Origin of the sequence: Xanthomonas sp. NCPPB 2632 (genome assembly GCF_041228075.2) — a bacterium.
In the GTDB taxonomy this organism is placed as follows: Bacteria; Pseudomonadota; Gammaproteobacteria; order Xanthomonadales; family Rhodanobacteraceae; genus Luteibacter.
Genome location: NZ_CM192979.1, coordinates 1,459,089 through 1,482,299, shown reverse-complemented (window position 1 = coordinate 1,482,299; position 23,211 = coordinate 1,459,089). Strand labels below are relative to the sequence as shown.

Annotated in this window: 24 protein-coding genes; 13 read left to right on the top strand and 11 right to left on the bottom strand. The window is 67.2% G+C overall.

Annotated features, from left to right (window positions below; all coding sequences use genetic code 11):
* Window positions 1–59: 59 nt before the first annotated feature.
* The 4 genes from AB8808_RS06680 to AB8808_RS06665 all read left to right on the top strand — a co-directional run bounded on the left by AB8808_RS06680 (window position 60) and on the right by AB8808_RS06665 (window position 3,653).
* Window positions 60–1,085, top strand: coding sequence for an amidohydrolase family protein (locus AB8808_RS06680; RefSeq protein WP_369927839.1), 1,026 nt, complete (start codon window positions 60–62; stop codon window positions 1,083–1,085).
* 69 nt (window positions 1,086–1,154) lie between these two features.
* Window positions 1,155–1,652 (top strand): hypothetical protein, encoded by a 498-nt coding sequence (locus AB8808_RS06675; RefSeq protein ID WP_369927837.1) that lies wholly within the window; start codon window positions 1,155–1,157, stop codon window positions 1,650–1,652.
* Between the two features lie 19 nt (window positions 1,653–1,671).
* Entirely contained in the window at window positions 1,672–2,955 is a 1,284-nt protein-coding gene (gene kynU, locus AB8808_RS06670; protein WP_369927835.1) for a kynureninase, read from the top strand.
* Window positions 2,952–3,653, top strand: coding sequence for a hypothetical protein (locus AB8808_RS06665; protein ID WP_369927833.1), 702 nt, complete (start codon window positions 2,952–2,954; stop codon window positions 3,651–3,653). The genes kynU and AB8808_RS06665 overlap by 4 nt, the downstream gene beginning before the upstream one ends.
* Window positions 3,654–3,669: 16 nt before the next feature.
* Here the strand turns inward: AB8808_RS06665 and AB8808_RS06660 are convergent, their stop codons facing one another.
* Together AB8808_RS06660 and proB are read right to left on the bottom strand one after the other, a co-directional pair.
* Window positions 3,670–4,938 (bottom strand): glutamate-5-semialdehyde dehydrogenase, encoded by a 1,269-nt coding sequence (locus AB8808_RS06660; RefSeq protein WP_369927831.1) that lies wholly within the window; start codon window positions 4,936–4,938, stop codon window positions 3,670–3,672.
* 11 nt (window positions 4,939–4,949) lie between these two features.
* The gene (gene proB / locus AB8808_RS06655) at window positions 4,950–6,071 is read right to left on the bottom strand and encodes a glutamate 5-kinase (protein WP_369927829.1); all 1,122 of its coding nucleotides are present in this window, start codon (window positions 6,069–6,071) and stop codon (window positions 4,950–4,952) included.
* Window positions 6,072–6,112: 41 nt separating this feature from the next.
* Between proB and AB8808_RS06650 the strand changes: the two genes are divergently transcribed.
* Window positions 6,113–6,265 (top strand): hypothetical protein, encoded by a 153-nt coding sequence (locus tag AB8808_RS06650; RefSeq protein WP_369927826.1) that lies wholly within the window; start codon window positions 6,113–6,115, stop codon window positions 6,263–6,265.
* Between the two features lie 67 nt (window positions 6,266–6,332).
* Here AB8808_RS06650 and AB8808_RS06645 read toward each other — a convergent pair whose 3' ends face one another.
* The 6 genes from AB8808_RS06645 to AB8808_RS06620 are packed head-to-tail and all read right to left on the bottom strand — an operon-like array spanning window position 6,333 to window position 13,316.
* Window positions 6,333–7,649 (bottom strand): argininosuccinate lyase, encoded by a 1,317-nt coding sequence (locus AB8808_RS06645; RefSeq protein WP_369927824.1) that lies wholly within the window; start codon window positions 7,647–7,649, stop codon window positions 6,333–6,335.
* 10 nt (window positions 7,650–7,659) lie between these two features.
* The gene (gene argC / locus AB8808_RS06640; RefSeq protein ID WP_369927822.1) at window positions 7,660–8,607 is read right to left on the bottom strand and encodes an N-acetyl-gamma-glutamyl-phosphate reductase; all 948 of its coding nucleotides are present in this window, start codon (window positions 8,605–8,607) and stop codon (window positions 7,660–7,662) included.
* Window positions 8,608–8,613: 6 nt separating this feature from the next.
* Window positions 8,614–9,960, bottom strand: coding sequence for an acetylglutamate kinase (locus AB8808_RS06635; RefSeq protein ID WP_369927820.1), 1,347 nt, complete (start codon window positions 9,958–9,960; stop codon window positions 8,614–8,616).
* Window positions 9,920–11,017: an acetylornithine deacetylase gene (locus tag AB8808_RS06630; protein ID WP_369927818.1), complete on the bottom strand. Its 1,098-nt coding sequence runs from the start codon at window positions 11,015–11,017 to the stop codon at window positions 9,920–9,922. The genes AB8808_RS06635 and AB8808_RS06630 overlap by 41 nt, the downstream gene beginning before the upstream one ends.
* Window positions 11,018–11,026: 9 nt before the next feature.
* Window positions 11,027–12,232: an argininosuccinate synthase gene (locus AB8808_RS06625; RefSeq protein WP_369927815.1), complete on the bottom strand. Its 1,206-nt coding sequence runs from the start codon at window positions 12,230–12,232 to the stop codon at window positions 11,027–11,029.
* A gap of 49 nt (window positions 12,233–12,281) precedes the next feature.
* Window positions 12,282–13,316, bottom strand: coding sequence for an N-acetylornithine carbamoyltransferase (locus AB8808_RS06620; RefSeq protein WP_369927813.1), 1,035 nt, complete (start codon window positions 13,314–13,316; stop codon window positions 12,282–12,284).
* Between the two features lie 36 nt (window positions 13,317–13,352).
* On the opposite strand from AB8808_RS06620, the gene AB8808_RS06615 reads away from it, so the two are divergent.
* Window positions 13,353–13,526, top strand: a complete 174-nt coding sequence (locus AB8808_RS06615; protein WP_369927811.1) for a hypothetical protein — start codon at window positions 13,353–13,355, stop codon at window positions 13,524–13,526.
* 1,135 nt (window positions 13,527–14,661) lie between these two features.
* Here AB8808_RS06615 and AB8808_RS06610 read toward each other — a convergent pair.
* Window positions 14,662–15,219: a glycine zipper 2TM domain-containing protein gene (locus tag AB8808_RS06610; protein WP_369927809.1), complete on the bottom strand. Its 558-nt coding sequence runs from the start codon at window positions 15,217–15,219 to the stop codon at window positions 14,662–14,664.
* A 205-nt stretch (window positions 15,220–15,424) separates the two neighbouring features.
* On the opposite strand from AB8808_RS06610, the gene cysS reads away from it, so the two are divergent.
* Both cysS and AB8808_RS06600 read left to right on the top strand, forming a co-directional pair.
* On the top strand, window positions 15,425–16,804 hold the full coding sequence (cysS, locus tag AB8808_RS06605) for a cysteine--tRNA ligase (protein ID WP_369927807.1): 1,380 nt from the start codon (window positions 15,425–15,427) through the stop codon (window positions 16,802–16,804).
* On the top strand, window positions 16,801–17,235 hold the full coding sequence (locus tag AB8808_RS06600) for a SufE family protein (RefSeq protein WP_369927805.1): 435 nt from the start codon (window positions 16,801–16,803) through the stop codon (window positions 17,233–17,235). The genes cysS and AB8808_RS06600 overlap by 4 nt, the downstream gene beginning before the upstream one ends.
* A 12-nt stretch (window positions 17,236–17,247) precedes the next feature.
* On the opposite strand, the gene AB8808_RS06595 is transcribed toward AB8808_RS06600, so the two are convergent.
* Complete coding sequence (locus AB8808_RS06595; RefSeq protein ID WP_369927803.1) at window positions 17,248–18,420, bottom strand: MFS transporter; 1,173 nt, start codon at window positions 18,418–18,420, stop codon at window positions 17,248–17,250.
* Here AB8808_RS06595 and AB8808_RS06590 point away from each other — a divergent pair.
* Window positions 18,404–18,598, top strand: a complete 195-nt coding sequence (locus AB8808_RS06590; protein WP_369927801.1) for a hypothetical protein — start codon at window positions 18,404–18,406, stop codon at window positions 18,596–18,598. The two genes, AB8808_RS06595 and AB8808_RS06590, sit on opposite strands and share 17 nt — an antisense overlap.
* A 17-nt stretch (window positions 18,599–18,615) precedes the next feature.
* On the top strand, window positions 18,616–19,575 hold the full coding sequence (locus AB8808_RS06585) for a LysR substrate-binding domain-containing protein (protein WP_369927799.1): 960 nt from the start codon (window positions 18,616–18,618) through the stop codon (window positions 19,573–19,575).
* Window positions 19,576–19,633: 58 nt separating this feature from the next.
* On the opposite strand, the gene dksA is transcribed toward AB8808_RS06585, so the two are convergent.
* Window positions 19,634–20,698: an RNA polymerase-binding protein DksA gene (gene dksA / locus AB8808_RS06580; RefSeq protein ID WP_369927797.1), complete on the bottom strand. Its 1,065-nt coding sequence runs from the start codon at window positions 20,696–20,698 to the stop codon at window positions 19,634–19,636.
* A gap of 115 nt (window positions 20,699–20,813) precedes the next feature.
* Here dksA and yidD point away from each other — a divergent pair, with 115 nt between their 5' ends.
* Genes yidD through AB8808_RS06565 form a run of 3 tightly spaced genes read left to right on the top strand, consistent with a single transcriptional unit; the run spans window position 20,814 to window position 23,195 of the window.
* On the top strand, window positions 20,814–21,074 hold the full coding sequence (gene yidD, locus AB8808_RS06575) for a membrane protein insertion efficiency factor YidD (protein ID WP_369927795.1): 261 nt from the start codon (window positions 20,814–20,816) through the stop codon (window positions 21,072–21,074).
* On the top strand, window positions 21,067–22,407 hold the full coding sequence (locus AB8808_RS06570) for a dihydroorotase (protein ID WP_369927792.1): 1,341 nt from the start codon (window positions 21,067–21,069) through the stop codon (window positions 22,405–22,407). Before yidD ends, AB8808_RS06570 begins: the two co-directional genes overlap by 8 nt.
* On the top strand, window positions 22,404–23,195 hold the full coding sequence (locus AB8808_RS06565) for a M23 family metallopeptidase (protein WP_369927790.1): 792 nt from the start codon (window positions 22,404–22,406) through the stop codon (window positions 23,193–23,195). The genes AB8808_RS06570 and AB8808_RS06565 overlap by 4 nt, the downstream gene beginning before the upstream one ends.
* The last annotated feature ends 16 nt before the right edge of the window (window positions 23,196–23,211 follow it).

Here is a 23,211-nt window from a genome sequence, read left to right as displayed (position 1 = left end):
GACGCGGGATTGCTGCACCGCCAGAGGCCTTGTCCGCGGGCCGGCGCTACACTCCGGCCATGCTCAAGATCGACACACATGCGCATATCCTGCCTCGTGACTGGCCCGATCTGGCAGCCCGATACGGCGACGACCGCTTTCCCGTGATGACCCATGCGAGCGGCCACCATCGCATCTACAAGGACGGCAAGTTCTTCCGCGAGGTGTGGGAGACGGCCTTCGATGCCGAGGTGCGCATCGCCGATTACGCGCGCTTCGGTGTCGACGTCCAGGTCGTCTCGACCGTGCCGGTGATGTTTTCCTACTGGGCCCGCGGCCATCACGCGCTGGAGCTGCACCGCCACCTCAACGATGCCATGGCCGAGGTCTGCCAGGCCCATCCCAGGCATTACGCCGGTATCGGCACGGTGCCGTTGCAGGCACCCGAGCTGGCGATTCGCGAGCTGGAGCGCTGCATCGGCGAACTCGGCCTGCAGGGCGTGCAGATCGGTTCGCACTGCAACGCCTGGAACCTGGACGCGCCGGAGCTGTTTCCCTTCTTCGAGGCCGCCGCCGACCTCGGCGCCGCCGTGCTGGTCCACCCGTGGGACATGATGGGCAGCGAGAGCATGCCCAAGTACTGGCTGCCCTGGCTGGTGGGCATGCCGGCCGAACAGGCGCGTGCCGCGTGTGCGCTGATCTTCGGTGGCGTGCTGGAACGCCTGCCCGCGCTGCGCGTCATGCTGGCCCACGGCGGCGGCAGTTTTCCGTATTCCATCGGGCGCATCGAACACGGCTTCCGCATGCGCCCCGACCTGGTCGCCACCGACAACCCGCGCAACCCGCGCGAGTACCTCACGCGCCTGTTCTTCGATTCCTGCGTGCACGACGCGGCCGCATTGCGCTACCTGCTGACCACCGCCGGCACCGATCGCGTCATGCTCGGCACGGACTACCCGTTCCCGCTGGGCGAGCAGGAACCCGGCAGCGGCATCGACGCGCTGGGCCTGGACGACACCGACCGGGCCAGCCTGTTCCACGGCACCGCGCTGGCATGGCTGGGGGTGCCGCTTTCACGCTTCCAGACGGACCACTTACCCGCGTGACGTGACGTGGTGCTGTGCAAGAATGCGTGCATCGCGCGGCACCGCCGCTGGACCTGGGGAATCCGTACCGTGAACCGCTCCGTGCCTGCCCTCCTGCTCGGCCTGTTGCTGGCCAGTCCCGCCATCGGCGCCGCCGAGGTTTCGATGGCCGAGGGCGCCATCCGTTTCAGCGTGCCCGACAGCTGGATCCCGATCATGCAGTCGCAGGGCGAGACCGAGACGCAGATATTCCAGGTACCCGGTGCCAATGCGGCCGACGCCACGGTCGCCCGTGTCTCGGTAACGCTGCAGAAGGTGCCCAACCTCAACGGGTTCCAGCAGTTCTCGGGCAACATGCGCAGCCGTGCGTCCGGCCTGAAGGACTACGCGGCGGGCAAACCCGCCGGCCCCACCGAAAACGTCTACAAGGCCCGCGAAGGCACGGTGACACTCGAGTACTACGAGCGTTATTTCTACAGCGGCGGCTATGCCATCCAGCTGCGCTGCGCACGCCCCGGCGGCGACGCGAAATGGAGCGCCGCCTTCGACAAGGGCTGTGCCGAACTCGCCGCCCGCATGCCCTCCTGATGTACCCGAGGCTTTTCGTATGAACGGTTTCGAAGCGACCCGCGCGTGGGCCGATGCCCAGGATGCGAACGACCCGCTGCGTGCGTACCGCAACGCGTTCCACATCCCGCCGCATGCCGGCGGGGACAGCCTGTATTTCTGCGGCAACTCGCTCGGCCTGCAACCCAAGAGCGTGCGCACGGCCATCGAGGCCGAACTGGCCGACTGGGCCGACCTCGCCGTGGAAGCCCATTTCCGTGGCCGCTCGCCATGGATGCACTACCACGAGTACGTGCGCGACGCGATGGCGCTGGTGGTGGGCGCACAACCGCACGAAGTGGTGGCGATGAACACGCTCGGCGTGAACCTGCACCTGATGATGGTGAGCTTCTACCGGCCGACCGCCGAGCGCCCCGCCATCCTGATGGAGGCCGGCGCCTTTCCGACGGATCGCTATGCGCTGGAATCGCAGGTCCGCTTCCACGGTTTCGATCCCGCCACCGACCTGATCGAGCTCACGCCCGACGGCCCGGGCGGCACCTTGTCGGCCGAGGCGATCGAACGCGCCATCGCCGAGCACGGCCACCGCGTCGCCCTCATCATGTTGCCCGGGGTGCAGTACCGCACCGGCCAGGTGTTCGACCTGGCCACCATCGTCCGCCTGGGCCATGCCCAGGGTTGCAAGGTAGGCTTCGACTTGGCGCATGCCGTCGGCAACCTGCCACTGGCCCTGCATGACAGCGGCGCGGACTTCGCCGTCTGGTGCACGTACAAATACCTCAACGCCGGCCCGGGCGCGGTTGCCGGTTGCTTCGTGCACGAGCGCCACGCCCACGCCGACGTGCCGCGCTTCGCCGGCTGGTGGGGCCACGACAAGGGCACGCGTTTCCAGATGGGCCCGCAGTTCGTACCGACACCGGGTGCCGATGGCTGGCAGCTGTCCAACCCGCCGATCCTGGCACTGGCGCCGCTGCGTGCGTCACTGGATATCTTCACCCAGGCCGGCGGCATGCCGAAGCTGGTGGAAAAGAGCCGTCGCCTCACCGGTTATCTCGAGTGGCTGATCCGCACACGCGTGGACGACATGCTGGACGTGGTGACGCCGGCCGATCCGTTGCAGCGGGGTGCGCAGTTGTCCGTGCGCGTGCGTGCCGGCCGCGATGCCGGTCGCGACCTGTTCGGTTACCTCGAACAGCACGGCGTCATCGGCGACTGGCGCGAGCCCGACGTCATCCGCCTCTCGCCCACGCCGTTGTATAACCGCTTCGCCGACTGCCTCGGTGCGGTGGAAGCCATCGAAGCCTGGCGCGGCACACAGGCATGAGCGAGCAGGAACTGTTCCCGGCACCGTACAGCGAACGCGGCGACGGGTTTGCCGTACAGGCGGTGACCCATTGGTTGCGGACGGCGCCTGGGCGGGTGATGTTCGGGCTTCGCGCGGGCGGTCTTCCGGTGCCCCTGCCCGATCGTCCGGCCACCGTCTCGCATCGTGGCGTCGAGGCACGCGTGAACGGCCACATCACGGCGATCGAAGACGTCAGCAGTGTGTGGCTGCGTGAACATCCGGAGGCGACGACACGCTATGTGGATGCCTTGCGTCGTGTGCTGATGGACAAGCGCACCCGTCTCGATGGGTATGCCACGCAGGCGATCTTCGTCGGCAGCGTGGAACTGTATGCCGGTTCGGCCATGGACAGCATCGATATCGAGCTGGACGAGGACGACGGCTCCTACGCGCGCGCGATCGACCTGCTGCGTCGCGCCCCCCACGACGGTCGAACCGCTTTCGCGATGCCGCCCGAACCCGGCACGGGCAGCTTCGACGATCCACTTTTCCTGGCCGGCGACCAGGCGTGGATCGACGGTCGACGCGTGCTGATCGAATACATGCCCGACGAGGGCAGCCGCGCCGAGACGGTCGCCCTGGATCGCGAGGCGCTTGCCGACGCCCTGGAGCGCGCCTGGTCGGCCATGTGCGATGTATCGGAGCGCATTCGCGCGGAACTGGGTCGGCTGGTCTGAGCGTCTAGCTCCCGACTCAGCCCGCCGTGCTTTCCGCATGGCGGACCTGCCCCGCCCCGCGCACCACGAACCGCTCCACCGTCAACGACTCCGCGCCCATCGGGCCATAAGCATGCAGGCGCGTGGTCGAGATGCCTATTTCCGTGCCCAGTCCCAACGCACCGCCGTCGCTGAAGCGCGACGACGCATTGACCATGACCACCGCCGAGCGGATGGCACGAATGAATTGCGCGGCCGCCGCATCGTCGCGCGTGGCGATCACTTCGGTGTGGTCGGAACCATAGCGGCGGATGTGTGCGATGGCGTCGTCGATCGTCGGGACGACCCGCACGGCGATGACGAGGTCCAGGAACTCGGCGGCGTAGTCGTCCTCCGAAGCGGACACCACACCCTCTGCCAGTGCGCGCGTCGCATCGTCGCCGCGCACCTGCACGCCCAGCTCGCGCAGGCGCGAGATCGCGCGTGGCAGGAATGCGGCGGCGGCATCCTGGTGGACCAGCAATGTCTCCAGCGCATTGCACACGCCGGGACGGCTCGTCTTGCCGTCGACCAGCAGGCGCAGGGCCAGGTCGTGATCGACGTCGCGATCGACGTAGAGATGGCAGACGCCCTTGTAGTGCTTGATGACCGGCACGCGCGCATGCTCCGTCACGAAGCGGATCAGGCCCTCGCCGCCACGCGGAATCGCCAGGTCGACGATGTCCACCAACTGCAGCAGTTCGATCATCGTTTCGCGGCGCGGATCGTCGATCAGCGTGAGCGCGGCCTCCGGCAGGCCCGCATCGCGCAGGGCGCCGCGCAGCACGTCGGCAATGGCGATGTTGGACTGCATGGCGTCGGAGCCGCCACGCAGGATCACCGCATTGCCAGCCATCAGGCAGAGTGCGGCCGCATCGGCGGTGACGTTGGGCCGCGCCTCGTAGATCATCGCGATGACGCCGAGGGGGATGCGCACGCGCTGCACCTCGATACCGTTGGGCCGTGTTTCGCGACGGGTGACCAGGCCGACCGGGTCCGGTAGCGCGGCCACGTCACGCATGGCCCGCGCGATGGCGAGCACCCGTTCGTCGTCCAGACGCAGGCGGTCGAGCATGGCCGTGGCATTGCCGCTCGCGCGCGCCGCGGCCATATCGATCGCATTGGCCGCGAGGACGGCGGGAGCGGCCGCTTCGAGCGCCTTCGCCATGACAGTCAGCACGTGTCGCTTGGCCGCCGTGTCGAGGGACGCGAGGGCGGATGCCGCATCGCGACAGTCGAGCGCGCGCTCGCGCAGGGTAAGCGTCATGGTGGCCTCGTTCATGCGGGAAGGACGACCAGGTCGTCACGGTGGACGACGTTCTCGCCGTAACTGTAGCCGAGCGATACCTCGATATCGCGCGTATGGCGGCGCGCGATACGCCGGATATCGACGGCGGCATACTGTGCGATGCCGCGGGCGAAAACAGTGTCGTCCTCGGCAATCTCGACCACGTCGCCACGCGCGAAATCGCCGGTCGCGGCGGACACGCCACCGGGCAGCAGCGAGGCGCCACGCTCGCGCACCGCTCGCGCGGCGCCTTCGTCGACCACGATGCGGCCTGCCGTAGGCGCGTGACGCAGCCAGTACTTGCGCGCTGCGAGCGGCATACCGGGGGCGTGCAGCCGCGTGCCGGTGAGCAGGCCATCGGACAGCCGTGCGACGCAGACGGCGTCGCGGCCGTTGAACAGCACGGTCTCGATGCCTGCCGCCGCGGCCTTGCCGGCGGCTTCCAGCTTGGTCCGCATGCCACCCGTGCCGGCTGCCGTACCCGCGCCGCCCGCGCTGGCGAGATGCGCCGGCGTGACCGCCGCGACGCTGTCGATGGACTGCGCGTCGGCATCGGTGCGCGGGTCGGCCGTGTACAGGCCGCCGATGTCCGACGCGATGAACAGCACGTCGGCATCGACCAGCGCCGCCACGATGGCGGCGAGGTTGTCGTTGTCGCCCAGTTTCAGCTCGTCCACCGCCACCGTGTCATTTTCATTGATAACGGGGATGGCGCCGAGCGCGAGTAGCTCGCGCAGGGTGGAACGCGCGTTGACGTAGCGGCGGCGGTTGCGCAGGTCGTCGTGGGTGAGCAACACCTGTGCCACCGGCGCATCGAAAAAACCCTGCCACAATGCGATCAGCCTTGTCTGGCCCAGCGCGGCCAGCGCCTGGCGACCGGTCAGCCCCGCGGCGCGCTCCGGCGCGGCAAAACCCCGCCCGGCCGCGACCGCACCCGACGACACGATGACCACCTCGCGACCGGCGCTACGGCTGGCGCGTACGAAGGCGGCCAGGCCTTCCGCATGCTCGCCGCTGAGCCCGCCTGCTGGCGTCGTCAGCAGGCTGCTGCCCACCTTGAGCACGGCGCGTTGCCACGTCGGCAACGGTTGCTCGTTGAACCCGCCAGCCATGATGCCTCCCAGGTGATATGGACTGTGTAGGAGCGCACGATGTGCGCGATGGCGGCGCGTTGTTGGTGAAGGGTGCGTTGTTGGTGAAGGGTGCGTTGTTACGTGTAGGAGCGCACGATGTGCGCGATGAGATGGCGTTATTGCTTGAGGTTGCGTTGTCGTTCGGGATAGGGGACGTGCTCAACCGCCTTTGATTTTTAGATTTACGGCCTCATTCGCGAGATGCAGCATGAGGGTTCGCGCACATCGTGCGCTCCTACATCAGGGTGACGAGTCGCGAGGTGGTGAGTCGAGGGTGGCGAGTCGTTGGTGGAGGGTGGTCAGCATCAGGTCGTGGCCGGCGCCGGGGGAGGTGCGGGCGGCGAGGCTGGATTCGGGCGTGCGGCCTTCGCCGGCCGAGGCGGCGGTTTCGGCGGCGGCACGGTACGCATCGCGGAATGGCACACCGGCCACGGCCTGCTCGATCGCGACATCGGTGGCGTACATCGCCGGCTCGATCGCGGCCCGCATCTTGTCCGCTTTCCACTCGAAACGCGCAAGCATGTCCGGCAGCAGGTCGAGGGCACCCAGGCCCATCGAGAAACCGTGGAACAGGGAACCCTTCGAGAATTGCAGGTCACGCTGGTAGCCCGAAGGCAACGACAGCAGCTGCTCGATCTCGGTGCGCGCGGCGGCCACGCTGGCATAGCTGGCGCGCAGTAGTTCCACCACATCGGGGTTGCGCTTGTTCGGCATGATCGACGAACCCGTGGTGTACTCGGGCGGCAGCGCCACGAAGTCGAACTCCGCCGTGGTGAACAGCGACAGGTCCCAGGCCAGGCGGCGCGTGTCGAGCAACGCCGTACCCACCGCGTCCAGCGCGGCCATCTCGAACTTGCCGCGCGAGAGTTGCGCGTAGATCGGCGAGACCTGCATGCGGGCGAAGCCAAGGGCCGCCGTGGTATGGGCGCGATCCAGCGGCACATTGACACCGTAGCCCGCGGCGGTGCCCAGTGGGTTGGCGTCGATCAGCGCCAGCGCCTGCTTCGCGCGCAGGGTGTTGTCGATGAACGCCTCGGCGAACGCCGCGAACCACATGCCGGTGGACGACACCACCGCCCGTTGGATATGCGTGTACCCGGGCATCGGCAGCGCATCGCCCGCTGCGCGCTCCAGGCAGACCTCGGCGATACGGCGGCACAGCGCTTCCAGCGTCGAGAGTTTTTCTTTCAACCACAGGCGTGTCGCCACCAGCACCTGGTCGTTGCGACTGCGCCCCGTATGCACACGGCGGCCGGCATCGCCCAGGCGTTCGGTCAGGCGTGCCTCGATGGCGGAGTGACCGTCCTCGAAACGGTCGTCGAGCACGAACGTGCCGGCCGAGAAGTCGGCCGCCAGCGTGTCCAGTTCACGCAGCAGGGCATCGCGCTCGTCGTGCGACACCACGCCGATATTGGCCAGGCCCTCGACGTGCGCCTTGCTCGCGGTGATGTCGTGCAGGAAGAACTCACGATCGAGCACCACGTCGTTGCCGGCGAGGAAACGCATGATCTTCGCGTCCACCTGGATGCCGGATTTCTGCCAGAGCGGCTGGGTCATCGTAGGGTCCTTAAAGCGGGATGGCGGTGAGCTCGTCGAAGCCGAGCGCACGGTTGACGTTCTGCAGGGCCTGCGTGGCCGCGCCCTTGAGGAGGTTGTCCAGCGTGGCGACGACCACCACGCGACGGCCGTCCACGGACAGCGCGAAACCACCCACGTCGAGATGATGCCGGTTGGCGACCTGGCTGACCCACGGCGCCTCGTCGACGACATGGATGAGCTTTTCCTTCTCGTAGCGCGCCTCGAAGCGACGGACGATATCCTCCCGTTTGGCCTGCTTGGCCAGGTAGAGGTTGGTCGTTACCGTCAGGCCACGGAAATGCGGGGCGACGTGCGGCATGAATTCCACCGGCATGCCGAGGTGGCGGCTGGCTTCCTTCTCGTGCATGTGCCCGGTGAGCGCGTACGGCATGAGGTTGTCGCGCAGCTTTTCCGGATCGTTGCGGTCCGAGGGCGTGGTGCCCGCGCCGGAATAGCCGGATACGCCGAACGACACCGGGGGCGCCGCCAGCAGGTCCTTGATCGGTGCGATGGACACCTGGATCGCGGTGGCATAGCAACCCGGGTTGCTGATGCGTTTCTCGCCGCGCCAGCGGTCGCGGTAGAGCTCGGGCAAGCCGTAGTACCAGCGCTCGTCGAAGCGGTAGTCCGCCGACAGGTCGACGATCACCGTAGAGCCACCGGCCTTGTCGATCGCCTCCACATAAGGTGCCGCCTTGCCGTTGGGCAAGGCCAGGATCACCACGTCCACCCCCTGCTCCGCCACCGCGGCGGGATCGAGGTTGCCGAAGGCCAGGGCTCCCTTGTAAGCCTCGTTGTGGTCGGCGAGCGGCTGCCCTGCCAGTTCGCGCGACGAGACGAAGGCCAGCTCGAGGCCGGGATGGTTCGCGACGAGTGTGATCAGCTCGGCGCCCGTGTGGCCGCGCGCGCCGACGATGCCGATGGTCTTGCTTGCCATGACCGCTCAGTCCTGAAGGGTGGGGACGCGCGTGGCGCAATGCGCGACGCAACGTTCGATGTCCGCGAAGTTGTCCAGGCCGTACCAGAACACCTTCCAGCGCGACTGCTTGAAGCAGCCGTCGGACTCCGCGTAATAGAAATGATTGATGACGTTGCCGTGGCGCGAGCGCCAGAACAACTTCGGGTTCTCGTCGCGCATCACCTGCCACACGGCACGCCCCAGGCCTTCGCCCTGCGCGTCGTCCAGCACCGCGAACTTGTCGAGGTACGCGAAGCCTTCGTCCTGGGTCAGCACCATCGCCGCGCGATAGTTCTCGGACACATAGAGTCGATACAGGTCGGTGCGCTCGAAGTAATCCGGCACCACCTTGCGACCGAAGCTGGATTCGATCAGCTCGCGCAGCCGGGCCTTGTCCACGCCCTCCCACGACTCGAAACGCAACACGCGCTCGCCACGGCGTACCAGGGTGCCCGAGCCCTTGTGGGTGAACAGTTCCTTGGCCAGCTCGGCCGGGCGCGTGATGGACACCGACGAGGTGAGCGGCAGATCGTCCAGCAGGTCCTTGATCTGCTCGATCTTCAGGCGCATGCCCGAGTGCAGCCAGGGCTGCTTGAGCAACTGGTCGTATTCGGTCGACAGGTTGATCGAATCGATCACCGTGCCCTCGCCGTCCAGCAGGCCACCGGTGCCCGTCAGGAACACGATCTTATAGGGCTGCAACACGCGCACCAGTTCGTTGGCGGCGAAGTCGGCGTTGATGTTGAGTATCTGCCCCGCGTCGGTTTCACCCAGGCTGGCGATCACCGGGATGGACCCGGCACGCAGGCTGGCCTCGATCGGCGCGAGGTTGATCTCGCGCACACGCCCCACCAGGCCAAAGGTGGCCTGGTCGAGGAACTCGGCGGCGAACACGCCCGACGGCACCGAGGTGGCGCGCGTATCGGCTTCCTGCAGCGACTCGACCAGGCGCAGGTTCTGCGCCTGGAACACGCGGCGCACGATGGCCAGCGCCTCCGGCGAGGTCACCCGCAAGCCGTTCACCGTCTTTTTCTCGATCCCGGCGGCGGCCAGTTCCTCGTCCAGCTGCGGGCCCGCGCCGTGCAGCACGATGGGCGTCAGGCCCACCTGCTGCAGGAAGGACAGCGAGGACGTCAGTGCCGGCAGGTCATCGCGCAGCACCGCGCCGCCCACCTTGACCACGGCGAAACGCGCGGCGTCCAGCTGGGAGAAACGCTTGAGGTATTGCTGGATCTCACGCGCGCTGCCCATGGAGGACAGCAGGCGCACGATGGTCTTGCGGGTATGTTGGTTAGATTCCACTGTCGACGATCCGATGGATGGTCCTGGCATAGGCAGCCAGTTGTTCGAGGAGGACCCACTCGTCGGCCGTGTGCGCCTGGGCGATATCGCCCGGGCCGTAGACGAAGGTGGTGTAGCCGGCCCTGGAGAACAGCGCCGCTTCCGTCCAGAAGTCCACGGCGTTGCCCACCGGGATGCCCAGCTCATCGGCGACATCGCGCGCCGCCAGACGGCGAGTCTCGGCCGTGGCGATGTCGCCCGCCGGCAACGAATCGCCGCGGAAGGTTTCGCCGTATTCCACGGGTACCGGATCGACCAGCGTACGGAAGGTCTCCAGCAGGGCGTCGGCATCCATCGAGGGCAACGGCCGGAAGCCGAAACGCACGTCCGCCGTGGGGGCGATGACGTTCGCCTTGATGCCGCCCTCGATCTTGCCGATGTTGAAGCGCAGACCGGTCAGGCCACCGAAGCGTTCGTGCGACAGCGCCTGCACGTGGTCCAGCGCGGCGGCGCCCCAGCGGGTAGCCTGGTGCAATGCGCTGTCGGACGGCTTCTGGTCGCCCGAGGCATGCCCTGCCCGGCCCTGGAAACGCATCTGCACCGAGAGGATGCCCCGGTGCGCCAGCACCGCTTCACCCTGGGTCGGCTCGGCGACGATGATCGCCTCGTAGTCGCGCGGCGTCTTCAGGAAGCCGTCGATGCAGCGCGCATCGTTGGCTTCCTCGTCCGTGGACAGCAACAGGGCCATGTCGCCCTGCGTGGCGTTGGCCACGGCGACCAGCGCCGCCGCGGCGCCCTTGATGTCGCACGCACCCAGGCCGATCGCGCGGTCCCCGGTCACCCGGAGCTCGTGCGGGCTCGCCGTCCAGTGCGGCGAATCCGGCACGGTATCCAGGTGCACGTTGAACAGGTACTTCGGCGTGCCGCGCACGGCGTAAAGGTTGACCGCGCCGGCACCGAAGTCGGTGACCTGCACATCGAACCCGGGAAGGTTGGCGCGCAGGTAGTCGAAGATGCCGTCGGTGCCGATCTCACGCGGCGGGTTGCGCGTGTCGAAACCGACCAGCGCACGCAGATGGGTCAGGGTGTCGTCGAGTAGCTTGTCCATGGTCGTGGATCAGTTCCCGTTGGCGCGGTCGACTTCCGCCCAGATCGTCGAGCTCATGCCGTAGAGCTTGATGAAGCCCTCGGCCTCGGCCACGCCCCAGTCGGCCGCCTGTGCATAGGTCGCCTTGGACGAGTGCAGCAGGTTCTTCGACTCGACCTTCACCGCGTAGATGGAACCGCCGCGGGTCTCGACGATGACCTTGCCATCGACCTTGCGCTGCGTGGACACCAGGTAGGCTTCCAGGTCGGCCTTGATCGGATCGTTGAAGAAGCCCTCATAGGCCACTTCCGTCCACTTGCGGCCGATTTCCGGCTTGAAGCGGTTCTGCTGCTTGGAGAGCACGGTTTCTTCCAGCGCGCGGTGCGCGGTCAGTAGCGCGGTCAGTGCCGGCGCCTCGAACACGATACGGCCCTTCAGGCCGATGTTGGTGTCGCCTGTGTACAGGCTGCGACCCACGCCGTACTTCGCCAGTTCGCGGTTGAGGAAAGCGAGGATCTGCGGACCCGTCGCCGCCTTGCCATCGAGTGAGACGGCCACGCCCTGCTCGAAGCCCAGCTCGATACGCAGCGGTTCGGACGGCCATTCGGCGCGCGGCGCGCACCAGCCGACCGCGCCCTCGCCCGGGATTTCCCATGCGTCGATCTCGCCACCGGAGATGGTCACGCCCAGCACGTTCTCGTTGATCGTGTAGTGCTTGGTCTTGGCGCGGACTTCGAAGCCCTTTTCTTCGAGGTAGGCCTGCTCGTAGGCACGCACCTGCGTGTGCTCGCGCTGAATCTCGCGGATCGGCGCCACGATGGTGTAATCGCCCAGCGCACGCACGGTCAGGTCGAAGCGCACCTGGTCGTTGCCCATACCGGTGCAGCCGTGCGCGAACAGCTTGGTGCCCAGTTCATCGCAACGCTCCAGCGATGCCTTCACGATGAGGTAGCGATCCGACACCAGCAGCGGATACTGGCCCTGGTAGAACTCGCCCGCCCAGATCAGCGGCGTGACGAAGCTGTCCCAGATCGCCTGCGACGCGTCGACGGTGCGATGCGAGGCCGCACCCAGTTCGGTCGCGCGCTGCTCGATGTATTCGCGCTCTTCCGCCGACACGCCGCCGGTGTCGACGAACACGGTGTGCACGGCGTAGCCGCGCTCCATCAGGTAAGGGACGCAGAAGCTGGTGTCGAGGCCGCCCGAGAAGGCGAGGACGATATCTTTACTGGACATGCTGGCTCCGGGAAAAGGGAAAAGGGATAAGGAAAAGAGGAAGGACGAATCAGAAACCGAGGCCGGACCTGGCGCCCGACGCGTGCGAAATGAGCGAGGCCATGACGGCCTTCTGGACGTGCAGACGGTTTTCCGCCTCGTCGATGGCGATGCAGGCGGGCGAATCCATCACCGCGTCGGTCGCCTTGATGTTCCGGCGCAACGGGAGGCAGTGACTGAACAGCCCACGGTCGGTGAGCGCCATTTTGGCCTCGTCGACGATGAAATGCTTGTTCGCCTCGCGGATGGCCTTCTCTTCATCCCAGCGGCCGAAGTACGGAATGGCACCCCAGCTCTTGGCGTAGATCACGTGCGCCCCGCTGTATGCCGATTCGATATCGTGCGACACCTGCAGCGACCCACCGTTCTCGGCGGCATTCTGCCTGGCGAAGTCCATGTAGCGCTGGTCGAGGATGTACTCGGGCGTGGGACACAGCAGGGTCACGTCCATGCCCATCTTCGTCGCGATCATCAGCGCCGAATTCGCCACCGCCGTGTTGAGCGGCTTCGGATGGTAGGTCCAGGTCAGCACGTATTTCTTGTTCTGCAGGTCGCCCAGGTGCTCTTTCAGGGCCATGGCATGGGCCAGCTCCTGGCAGGGATGGGTGATCGTCTCCATGTTGATCACCGGCACGGTGGCGTAGCGGGCGAACGCCTTCAGCACGATGTCCTGGCGATCCACCTGCCAGTCGACGAACTTCGGGAAGGCGCGCACGGCGATGATGTCGGCATAGCGCGACAGCACCTGGGCCACCTCGGCGATGTGCTCCTCCGTATCGCCGTCCATCACCGTACCGACCTCGAACTCGATCGGCCACGCGTCCTTGCCCGGCGCCAGCACCACCGCGTGCCCGCCCAACTGGAAGGCACCCAGTTCGAAGCTGGTGCGCGTGCGCATGGACGGGTTGAAGAACAGCAGCGCGATCGACTTGCCAGCCAGCTGCTGGCCCTGCGGCGACCGCTTGAACTCGGCGGCCTGCGTGAGCAGGGCGTCGATCTCGGCGCGGCTGTAATCCTGGGTGTTGAGGAAATGGCGAACGGTCATGGCAATCCAGATCGGTCGGTGGCCCGGGGGCCGTGGGTGGAATGGCAGGAATTGGAAACGAAAAAACCCGGCACGGGGCCGGGTTTTTTAGTCGATGCAGATGAAATGCGCGCGACAGCCTACCCGGCCGAATGTCCGATGTACGGTCGACGAGCACGCGAGGTCATTCCTGCGGCCATGCGGGCGCTGGTAAAGACGACGGCGGTGTAGACGGTATGGGACACGGCAGGGTCACGAAACATGGAAGTCCGATCATGCCGGGATTTGTTGCGTCGCGCAACTTGGGTTGGCTCGCCTTCGGCCTCGCGCTGGGTCTTGGGCTGTGGAGCAAGAGCCGGCGGGTGCCACCCTCGTGGCCACGCCTGCGGCGACCCGTCAATGAAGGGCCGCGTCCGCGGCCGTTTATTGATTGCCCTTCGGGCCGGGTCGGGCTTCGAACGGGGGTTTTCGACTCGACTTCCTGTCTCGCGAAAACGGCCGGCCGTCCTGGCCGGCCCCGCTTCGCGGCCTTTTCCGTTCGAACCCCTCGCCTGCGGCTACCGGCCACGAGGGTGGCACCCGCCGGCTCTTCCATGCACTGAGGCTACGTGTGGCAAGAGCGAAGAGCCTGGTTTCGCTTCGTGGCTGGGAACGCTCGCTTGCCTGCTTTACATGGCATCGGTCGCCTTAGATACGTTGAGGGTTCGCGCACGTGCGTGCGCTCCTACCCCCCCCCCACCCGCCGATCATCCGCGACAGATGCGCCGTGCGTGGAATCAACGCACAACCCACATGTAGGAGCCCACGATGTGGGCGAAAAGCCAATAACGCGGTGACGCCGTACCCTCGCATCCACTCACTACCACCGCGCGCTGCTCGCCCAACACCCCACCTCAGTCTGGGAAAGAGCCGGCGGGTAGCCCCCTCGGTGCCGGTAGCCGCAGGCGAGGGATTCGCACAGATCAGGCCCGAAGGGGGCCGGCCAGGACGGCCGGCCGTTTCCGCTGAGACAGGATGTCGAATCGTCCGTTCGAAGCCCGCCCCGGGCCCGAAGGGCAATAGACAAACGGCCGCGGGTAGGAGCGCACGATGTGCGCGAATCAAAGACACGGCCGCGCTAGCGGCTTTCCACGACGGGTCGCCGTAGGCGTGGCACCGAGGGGGCTACCCGCCGGCTCTTGCTCGAGCGGTACAGCTTCACCGCTTTGTTGGCTTTTCGCGCACATCGTGCGCTCCTACGTGGTTACGGATGGCGCGAATGGCGTAGAAGGCGCGGATGGCGCGGATGGCGGAAACGGGCGCATGGTGGCAACAAAAAGGCCACGATCGCTCGTGGCCTTTTCGTCGCTGCCGTGCACTAGGCCGGTCAGTCTGCCGGCGCCACGCTCACCCGTACCCGCAGGCGCTCGCCTGGGTCGTAGTTGAGGCGCGACACATAGACCTCGCCACGGTAGCGGTACTCGACATCGTAGCCCGCGATGCGACGCTGCTCCGAGACCGAGCTGACGTCGCGGCAACGGGTTTCCGTGCCTTCGTAGGTGCGGTCGCCGTTGCGGGCGATGCCGTTGCCGACCGCGCCGCCGGCGACCGCGCCGACGACCGTGGCGGCCTTGCGGCCGTCACCGTGGCCGACCGTGTTACCCAGCACGCCACCGACCACGGCGCCCAGGATGGTGCCGGCGGTGCTGTTACCGCTGGATTCGCGACGCACGACCGGCTGGTCGTAGCATTCCTGACGCGGCGTTTCGACCCGCGCCACGCCGTAGACCGGGTCCACACGCAGGACATCGGCCCAGCCGAAATGGGTGTTGTCGTCCGGGCCGGCCGGACCCGGAGGGGGCGGAGGCGCATAGCGCCCATCCTGGGCGCTGACGCCAGAGGCGAAAACGGCGAGGATAAGGGCAGGGATAAGCAGGCGAGACATGTAGGAAAACCTCCAGCCAGGCGCACAGGCGCGCCTACTGGTGTGTATTTCAACAAGTTAACGCTGAATCCACGCTTAGAACCTTGGGCCCGCGTCGTCACATTTGCTGTCAACCGAACGCGCCAACGTGCGTGTGCCCGCCCGGGCGCTCGCCTTGCTAGTATTCACGGCCGGTCGCCCACCGCGCACGTTCATGGATTCCCGCATGCCGATCTCGCTCTACAACACCCTGACGCGCCGCACGGAAGCGTTCACCCCACTCGATCCGGACCGGGTGACCATGTATGTATGCGGGCCGACCGTGTACAGCTACATCCATATCGGCAATGCCCGGCCGCCGGTGGTGTTCGACGTCCTGGCACGTTTGATCCGCCGCCATTATCCGACGCTGGTGTACGCGCGGAACATCACCGACGTGGACGACAAGATCAACGCCGCCGCGGGCGCGGCGGGCGTGCCCATCGGCCAGATCACCGCGCGTTACACCGAGGCGTTCCGTCAGGACATCGCCCGCCTGGGCGTGGCGCCGCCGGATATCGAGCCCCATGCCACGGATCACATCCCGCAGATCGTCAGGATGATCGAGCGGCTGGTGGCGTCCGGGCACGCCTACGCCGCCGAAGGCCATGTGCTCTTTCATGTGGAGTCGTATGCCGAGTATGGCGCGCTCTCCGGTCGCGACCCGGACGAACTGATCGCCGGCGCCCGGGTCGAGGTGGCCCCGTACAAGAAGAGCCCCGGCGACTTCGTCCTGTGGAAGCCTTCCGACGCCACCCTCCCCGGCTGGGACAGCCCCTGGGGTCGTGGCCGTCCCGGCTGGCACATCGAGTGCTCGGCCATGATCGAGACGCACCTGGGCGAGACCATCGATATCCATGCCGGCGGCGTGGATCTCACCTTCCCGCACCATGAGAACGAGATCGCCCAGAGCGTCTGCGCCCATGGCGGCAAGACCTACGCCCGCTACTGGCTGCACAACGGCATGCTGACGTTCGACGGCCGGAAGATGTCCAAGTCGATCGGCAATGTCCTGCAACTGCACGAACTGCTGGCGCGGCACCCCGGCGAGGCCCTCCGCCTCATGCTGCTGCGCGGCCACTATCGCCAGCCGCTGGACTGGTCCGACAGCGCGCTGACGCAGTCGGTGCGCACGCTGGACGGCTGGTATGGCGCGCTGCGCGACATGGCCGACGTGGATGCCGGGGAGCCGGTGGTGCCAGCCACCGTCGAGGCGGCGCTGTGCGACGACCTCAACACGCCGCAGGCCCTGGCCGAGATATCCCAGCTGGTGGACACGGCGCGGCGCGCCAGCGGTGCGGAGCGAGGCCCGGCCAAGGCGGCCCTGCTCGGCGGCGCGGCCTTGCTCGGCCTGCTCCAGGACGATCCGGAAGCCTGGTTCCGCCAGGGCAACCCGGGCGATGCCGTGGACGAGGTAGCCATCGAGGCCCTGCTGGAAGAGCGCCGGGCCGCACGAGCGGCGAAGGATTTTGCGCGATCGGACGCCATCCGCGACCAACTCAAGGCGCGGGGCATCGCCATCGAGGACGGCGCGCAGGGCACGCGCTGGAGCGTGGTGAAGGCATGAGCACACCGATCGAAGCCACGGCCGCGGAGGCCCAGACCGCCATTGCGGAGGAATTCGCGTTCTTCAGCGACTGGACCGAACGCTACCAGTACCTCATCGATCTCGGCCGTCAGCTGGCGGCGTTTCCCGACGAGTGGAAGACGGAAGAGCACCGGGTGCACGGCTGCCAGTCGATGGTCTGGCTGATTCCGTCGGGCGACGCCTCACGCATGCACTTCGACGCCGCCAGCGATTCCGCCATCGTGTCGGGGCTGATCGCACTGGTGCTGCGCGTGTATTCCGACCGCTCCGCACGGGAGATCGTGGAGACCGAGCCCACCTTCATCCAGGACATCGGCCTGGCCAAGCATCTTTCGCCCACCCGCTCCAACGGCCTGGCCGCCATGCTGGTGAAGCTCAAGGCCCAGGCCGCCCAGGCGCTGGGGACGTAAAAACGGTTTCTCTCACGCATGGCCGGGAAGGCGTTCGGCACGCGGCACCAGCAATGGCATCGCTACCAGCGCACAGGCGCTAGCGGCGAGCCACACCATCGACCAGCCCTGAAATGCGAGCAGGTGCGGGATCGAGAAGGGCGTGACAAAGCACACCAGGAACACGCTGGTGTTCGCCATGCCCAGCGCGGTTCCCGCACGCGACGCACCGGCCAGCGTGGCGAGCTCGGTGTACGCGACGCCGTGCCATGCTGAAACGCAAACACCGCTCAAGCCCAACAACACAACCAGCCCGACACGCAGCGCCGATGAGTCGTCGGCATGCGTGCCCGCCACCATCACCAGCACCGCAAGTCCCGCGAACAGCAGCACGCTGAGTACGCTGCAGGCCCGCAGGTAGGCGGGTCGGTTGCGACGACGGTCGGTCCAACGGCCGCTCCACACGCGCATCACCATCGCGCCTACCTGCGTGAACACCATGGTGGCGGTAACCGTCGCAAGACCTGCATGGCCGAAGTCGTGCAGAAAGACGGTGCCGAAGGACAGCACGGCGAACTGTGGCGCACAGAGGCTGCCGATGCCCAGCACGATGCGCCACACGCGCGGATCTCGCAGCGGGCCTTTTTTCGATGCGCTCGACGCGAAGGCCGCGTCGGCCGCGCTCGCCCTGGTGCCCGGCACGATGGGCGGCTCATGCACCCAGGCCAAGCTCATCACCGCGCCCAGCCCGCAGAGCACGGCCAGCAGGCCGTAGAGCGCGGCAAAGCTGAAGTGCAGCGCCACATACGGCAGCACCAGCGCGCCGATGCCGCCGCCCAGCGGCACGGCGGTCTGGCGGATGCTCATCGCGAGCCCGCGCTCGCTGGCGTCGAACCAGGTCATCACCGCACGGCCGCTCGCACCGTTCACGCTGCCGCCCAGCAGGCCGACCAGCAACAGCCCCGCCCCCAGCACGCCGAGGCCGGGAATGTGCCGCGCAGTCGGCGCGGCCCAGAGCGCCATCGCCACGAGTGCGAGCGCGGTACTGGCCAGGCCGGTCAGCAGCACGGGCCTGTCTCCCCAGCGGTCGGTCAACAGGCCCCACGGCAGTTCGCTCACCGCAATCCCCAGGCCCATGAGGCCGAGCACCAGGCCGAGGGTGGCGTTGTCGAGTCGGTAGCCAGTGCGCATGAGCACCGCTGTCATGGGAATACCGCTGAAGGCCACGGAAAACGCCGCGTTGGCGGCCACCCCAGCGGCCAACACCTTCCAGCGATGGCGCGGTGGGTACGTCGAAGAACACGTCGATAAGGTCATGATGCGACGCAGTCTCCGCCGCTTCAAAGGTTTTGAAAATCAGAAAATAATGCGATATTCGTCCTGAAAAACAGGACGATAAAAATGACTCTGCCTACGGGCCAGGTGATGCTCGATCTCGACGTGCTGCGCACGTTCTCCACCGGCATCGCTCTTGGCAGCTACGCGCGCGCGGCCGACAAGCTGGGGCGTTCGACCTCTGCCGTGAGCGCGCAGCTGAAGAAGCTGGAGTCACAGGCGGGCACGGTGCTGTTCCGCAAGAAGGGGCGTGGCCTGGCACTGACAGACGCCGGCGAGACACTACTGGCCTACGCGCACCGCATGCTTGAACTCAACGACGAAGCCGGCGCCGCCATGCGCGGCGCCGACTTGCAGGGCTGGGTGCGGCTGGGCTTGCAGGAAGACTTCGGCGAGACGTTGCTACCAGCCGTGCTGGGGCGCTTCGCGCGCGCGCACCCCAAGGTGCGCATCGAAGCCTGCGTGGCGCGCAGCGGCGAGTTGCGCGAGCGCCTCGAACTGGGGCAACTCGACCTGGCGCTGGCGTGGGACGCGGGCGACCAGCCCCTATCTCCGTACGCCGAGCGCGTGGCGCGGCTCCCCTTGTTATGGATCGGCCCGACGGCGGCTGAGCGGGTCGATGCCCCCTGGTGGACGGAACGCGAGCACGGCGGCGCCGGCCCGCGCCGACCCAAGAGCAAGGAGCCGTTACCCCTGATCATGCTCGACGCGCCGTGCCCGTTGCGCGAGATCGTCATCACCGCGCTCGACCGTGCCGGCCTGCCCTGGCGCCGGGCCTTCGGCAGCGCCAGCCTGGCCGCACTGTGGGCCGCCACGTCGGCAGGGCTCGGCCTCACGGTGCGCACGCCGTTCGGGCTGCCCTCCCATGTGCGCGCGCTCGACCGCGCCGTGCTGTCGTTGCCGGCGCTGCCGAAGATCTCACTGGTGCTGTATCGCGCGCAGGCGCACTCCGAGGCCCCGGCGAGCCGCCTGGCCACGCTGTTGCTGGAGGCGGTGCGCCAGCAGGTGCAGCCCATGGCTGAGTGACATGAAAAACCCGCGATCGCTCGCGGGTTTTTTCATGCCGAAGCGGAACGGATGACGGTCAGTCGCCCATCTGCTTCTGCAGGTGCTCGCGGCGCTCCTGCGCATCGAGGGTGAGCGTGGCGATCGGGCGGGCGTCGAGACGCTCCACGCCGATTTCCTCGTCGGTCTCCTCGCAGAAGCCGTAACGGCCTTCCTCGATCCGGCGCAGGGCCTTGTCGATCTTGGAGATCAGCTTGCGGTAGCGGTCGCGGGTGCGCAGCTCGAGCGAGTTCTCGGTTTCACGCGTGGCGCGCTCGGCCTCGTCGCCCACGTCGCGGACTTCCTCACGGAGGTTGTCCATGGTCTGGCGGGATTCTTCGACCAGCTGGTCGCGCCAGTCCTTCAGCTTGTTACGGAAATAAGCCAGGTGACGAGGATTCATGTACTCCTCGTCCGGGCCGGGCTTGTAGCCCTTGGGCAGGTCGATGAGAGTCGAAGCCGGCAGTGCGTAACGGCCGTCCTCGCGCGTGATGCCATTGTCGGCGGATTGGGAAGCGGTGCTGTTCATGCTGGGGTGCGTGGACTTCTCGTTACTGGATGAGTTGGCGCTGCCCACCGCGGAGGCGGTCCTGCCCTTCACGGGCGCCGGAGCCTGGTAGGCCGGGGCGGAAGGTTTCGCCGCCGGGGGGGAAGCGGATGCGGGGCCGGCCTTGGCCGGCGCCTTGGTTTTCGTGGCGGCTGCCGTGACGGCCGGCTTGGCGGCGGCGACCGACTTCGACGGCGCCTTGGCGGCGGACGGAGCCGACTTGCCGGCGGCGGGCTTGCCGGCGGTAGCCTGGGTGGTGGTCTTGGCGGGCGCCGACTTGGTGGCTGCCGCCTTCTCCGGAGCCTTCGCGGCGGCAGCCTTGGTGCCGGCGTCCTTGGTCGCAGCGGCCTTGGTGGCTACCTTGGCGGTGGATGCGGTCTTGCCCACGGACTTCACGGCCGGCGCGGGCGCAGCCTTCTTCGCCGCGGGCGCGGATTTCTTCGGTGCGGCCTTGGCCACCGCCTTGCTGGCCGGCGTCCTGGCCGACGTCACATCGCCTGGCCCGCCCTTCTTGGCGGCGCCCTTGGCGGCTGCGGAACTGCTAGCGTTTTTCGCCATATCCTTCACCTCGGTGGCCGTGGCGGCGGGGTGTTATAGCCCAGATGCGTTACCCCAGCAACCTCTCTTCTGGGATACTGTGCCCTGGCTTACGCCGGTAGGCACCGGACTCATTGTGACCCGCCTTCTCCTGATACTGCTTTCCTTCTACAAACGGTGGCTCAGTCCCCTGCTCGGGGCCCGGTGCCGCTTCCATCCATCCTGTTCCGATTACACCCGCGTCGCCATCGCCCGGTTCGGGCCACTGCGCGGCTCGATCCTGGGACTATGGCGCATCCTGCGCTGCCAGCCGCTGTGTGAAGGCGGCCACGACCCCGTCCCTGAACAATTCGTCCTGCGCCGCTGCGGCGCCCAAGGAGCTCACACCCATGACTGATGCCTGGCTCATCAAGAACGCCGAACTGATCAACGAAGGCCGCCGGTTCAAGGCGGACGTGCGCGTGCGTGGCGGAAAAATCGCGACCATTGCGCAGCACCTGGCAACGGAGCGTGACGAACAGGTCATCGACGCCACCGGTCTGTGGCTGCTGCCCGGCATGATCGACGACCAGGTGCACTTCCGCGAGCCGGGGCTCACCCAGAAGGCCGATCTGGCCAGCGAATCCCGTGCCTGCGCCGCCGGTGGCATCACCAGTTTCATGGAGATGCCCAACACCAAGCCGCCCGCACTGGATCGCGACTCGCTGGAGCACAAATACGACCTGGCCGCCAAATCGTCGGTGGTCAACTACGCCTTCTACATGGGGGCGAGCAACGATAACCTCGAGGCCATCCGTGCGCTGGACCCCAAGGCCGCGCCGGGCATCAAGGTGTTCATGGGCGCGTCCACCGGCAACATGCTGGTCGACAACCCGGAAACCCTCGACCACATCTTCCGCGACGCACCCACGCCGATCATCACCCACTGCGAGGACACGCCGATGATCGACGTGAACCTCGCCAAGGCCCACGAGAAGTACGGCGACGACATCCCGATGTGGGAACACCCGCACATCCGTTCGCGCGAGGCGTGCATCAAGTCCACGCGGCTGGCCATATCGCTGGCGAAGAAGCACAACACCCGCCTGCACGTGCTGCACATCTCCACCGCCGACGAGCTGGCCCTGTTCGAGCCCGGTCCGATCGAAGGCAAGCGGATCACCGCGGAAACCTGCGTGCACTTCCTGCATTTCGGCGGCAAGGCCGACTATGAGGCAAAGGGCTCGTTCATCAAGTGCAACCCGGCGATCAAGGACGAGTCCGACCGCGAGGCCATCATCAAGGCGTTGGCCGAAGGCCGCCTGGACGTGCTCGCCACCGACCACGCCCCGCACCTGCTGGAAGAAAAGGAACAGAAGTACGACAAGGCCCCATCCGGCCTGCCGCTGGTCCAGTTCGCCCTGCAGGCGGCGCTCCAGCGCGTGACCGAAGGCAAGCTGACCCTGGAGCGAGTGGTCGAGGCCGTATGTCACGCACCCGCCAAACTGTTCGACGTGGAGAACCGCGGCTTCCTGCGCGAGGGCTACGCGGCCGACCTGGTCCTCGTCGACCCGAACAAGCCGCACACGGTCACCCGCGAGGAAGTGCTTTCCAAGTGCGGCTGGTCGCCGTTCGAAGGCGAAACCTTCTCCAGCAGCATCGTCTCGACCTTCGTCAACGGCCAGCGCGTGTGGGACGGCAAGACCGTCGACGGCGATATCCGTGGCCAGCGCCTGACCTTCGACCGATGAGAAGGATCGCAAGCACCGCCCTCGCCCTGCTCGCGGTCACGGTGGCATCGGCCGCCGTGACCGACCTGCCCGCCAGCGTGTCGCAGGGCGGCCTGGTGATCGCCCACGCACCCCCGGGCGCGCGGGTCACCGTCGCCGGCAAACCGGTGCACGTGGGCGACGACGGCGTGTTCGTGTTCGGTGCCGGGCGCGACGAGAAGGGCCCGCTGGTCGTGGTCGTGGACGGGACGAAGCGCCAGGTTGGTGTCACGCCGCGCGACTGGCCGATCGAGCGCGTGGAGGGCGTGCCGCCGGCCACCGTGAATCCGCCACCGGAGATCGCCGCGCGGATCGAGCGCGAGCAGGCCGAGGTGGTCGCCGCACGCAATCGCGACGATGCCCGCGAGGACTTCACCCACGGCTTCATCTGGCCCGTGAAGGGAAGGATCAGTGGCCGCTTCGGCAACCAGCGTATCTACAACGGCGATCCCAAGGCCCCGCATTCGGGCATGGATATCGCCGTCCCCGAGGGCACGCCGGTCAAGGCACCGGCGGATGGCGTCATCACCTTCGCCAAGCCCGACCTGTACCTCACCGGCGGCACGGTGCTGCTCGACCATGGCTTCGGACTGTCGTCCAACTTCCTGCACCTGTCGCGCATCGACGTGACCGCGGGCGAGCACGTGAAGCAGGGCCAGGTGATCGGCGCGGCCGGCAAGACAGGCCGCGCCACCGGGCCGCACGTGCACTGGGGCTTCAACTGGTTCGGCACGCGGCTCGATCCGTTGTTGCTGCCGGGGATTCGTTGAGGGGTGCGGCGCCGCA

Bases quoted from the DNA above. Each gene is read 5' to 3' on its own strand.
- AB8808_RS06680 (WP_369927839.1), top strand. From the start codon at position 60: ATGCTCAAGATCGACACACATGCGCATATCCTGCCTCGTGACTGGCCC.
- kynU (WP_369927835.1), top strand. From the start codon at position 1,672: ATGAACGGTTTCGAAGCGACCCGCGCGTGGGCCGATGCCCAGGATGCG.
- AB8808_RS06665 (WP_369927833.1), top strand. From the start codon at position 2,952: ATGAGCGAGCAGGAACTGTTCCCGGCACCGTACAGCGAACGCGGCGAC.
- AB8808_RS06660 (WP_369927831.1), bottom strand. From the start codon at position 4,938: ATGACGCTTACCCTGCGCGAGCGCGCGCTCGACTGTCGCGATGCGGCA.
- proB (WP_369927829.1), bottom strand. From the start codon at position 6,071: ATGGCTGGCGGGTTCAACGAGCAACCGTTGCCGACGTGGCAACGCGCC.
- AB8808_RS06645 (WP_369927824.1), bottom strand. From the start codon at position 7,649: ATGACCCAGCCGCTCTGGCAGAAATCCGGCATCCAGGTGGACGCGAAG.
- argC (WP_369927822.1), bottom strand. From the start codon at position 8,607: ATGGCAAGCAAGACCATCGGCATCGTCGGCGCGCGCGGCCACACGGGC.
- AB8808_RS06635 (WP_369927820.1), bottom strand. From the start codon at position 9,960: ATGCCAGGACCATCCATCGGATCGTCGACAGTGGAATCTAACCAACAT.
- AB8808_RS06630 (WP_369927818.1), bottom strand. From the start codon at position 11,017: ATGGACAAGCTACTCGACGACACCCTGACCCATCTGCGTGCGCTGGTC.
- AB8808_RS06625 (WP_369927815.1), bottom strand. From the start codon at position 12,232: ATGTCCAGTAAAGATATCGTCCTCGCCTTCTCGGGCGGCCTCGACACC.
- AB8808_RS06620 (WP_369927813.1), bottom strand. From the start codon at position 13,316: ATGACCGTTCGCCATTTCCTCAACACCCAGGATTACAGCCGCGCCGAG.
- AB8808_RS06610 (WP_369927809.1), bottom strand. From the start codon at position 15,219: ATGTCTCGCCTGCTTATCCCTGCCCTTATCCTCGCCGTTTTCGCCTCT.
- cysS (WP_369927807.1), top strand. From the start codon at position 15,425: ATGCCGATCTCGCTCTACAACACCCTGACGCGCCGCACGGAAGCGTTC.
- AB8808_RS06600 (WP_369927805.1), top strand. From the start codon at position 16,801: ATGAGCACACCGATCGAAGCCACGGCCGCGGAGGCCCAGACCGCCATT.
- AB8808_RS06590 (WP_369927801.1), top strand. From the start codon at position 18,404: ATGAGCACCGCTGTCATGGGAATACCGCTGAAGGCCACGGAAAACGCC.
- AB8808_RS06595 (WP_369927803.1), bottom strand. From the start codon at position 18,420: ATGACAGCGGTGCTCATGCGCACTGGCTACCGACTCGACAACGCCACC.
- AB8808_RS06585 (WP_369927799.1), top strand. From the start codon at position 18,616: ATGACTCTGCCTACGGGCCAGGTGATGCTCGATCTCGACGTGCTGCGC.
- dksA (WP_369927797.1), bottom strand. From the start codon at position 20,698: ATGGCGAAAAACGCTAGCAGTTCCGCAGCCGCCAAGGGCGCCGCCAAG.
- AB8808_RS06570 (WP_369927792.1), top strand. From the start codon at position 21,067: ATGACTGATGCCTGGCTCATCAAGAACGCCGAACTGATCAACGAAGGC.
- AB8808_RS06565 (WP_369927790.1), top strand. From the start codon at position 22,404: ATGAGAAGGATCGCAAGCACCGCCCTCGCCCTGCTCGCGGTCACGGTG.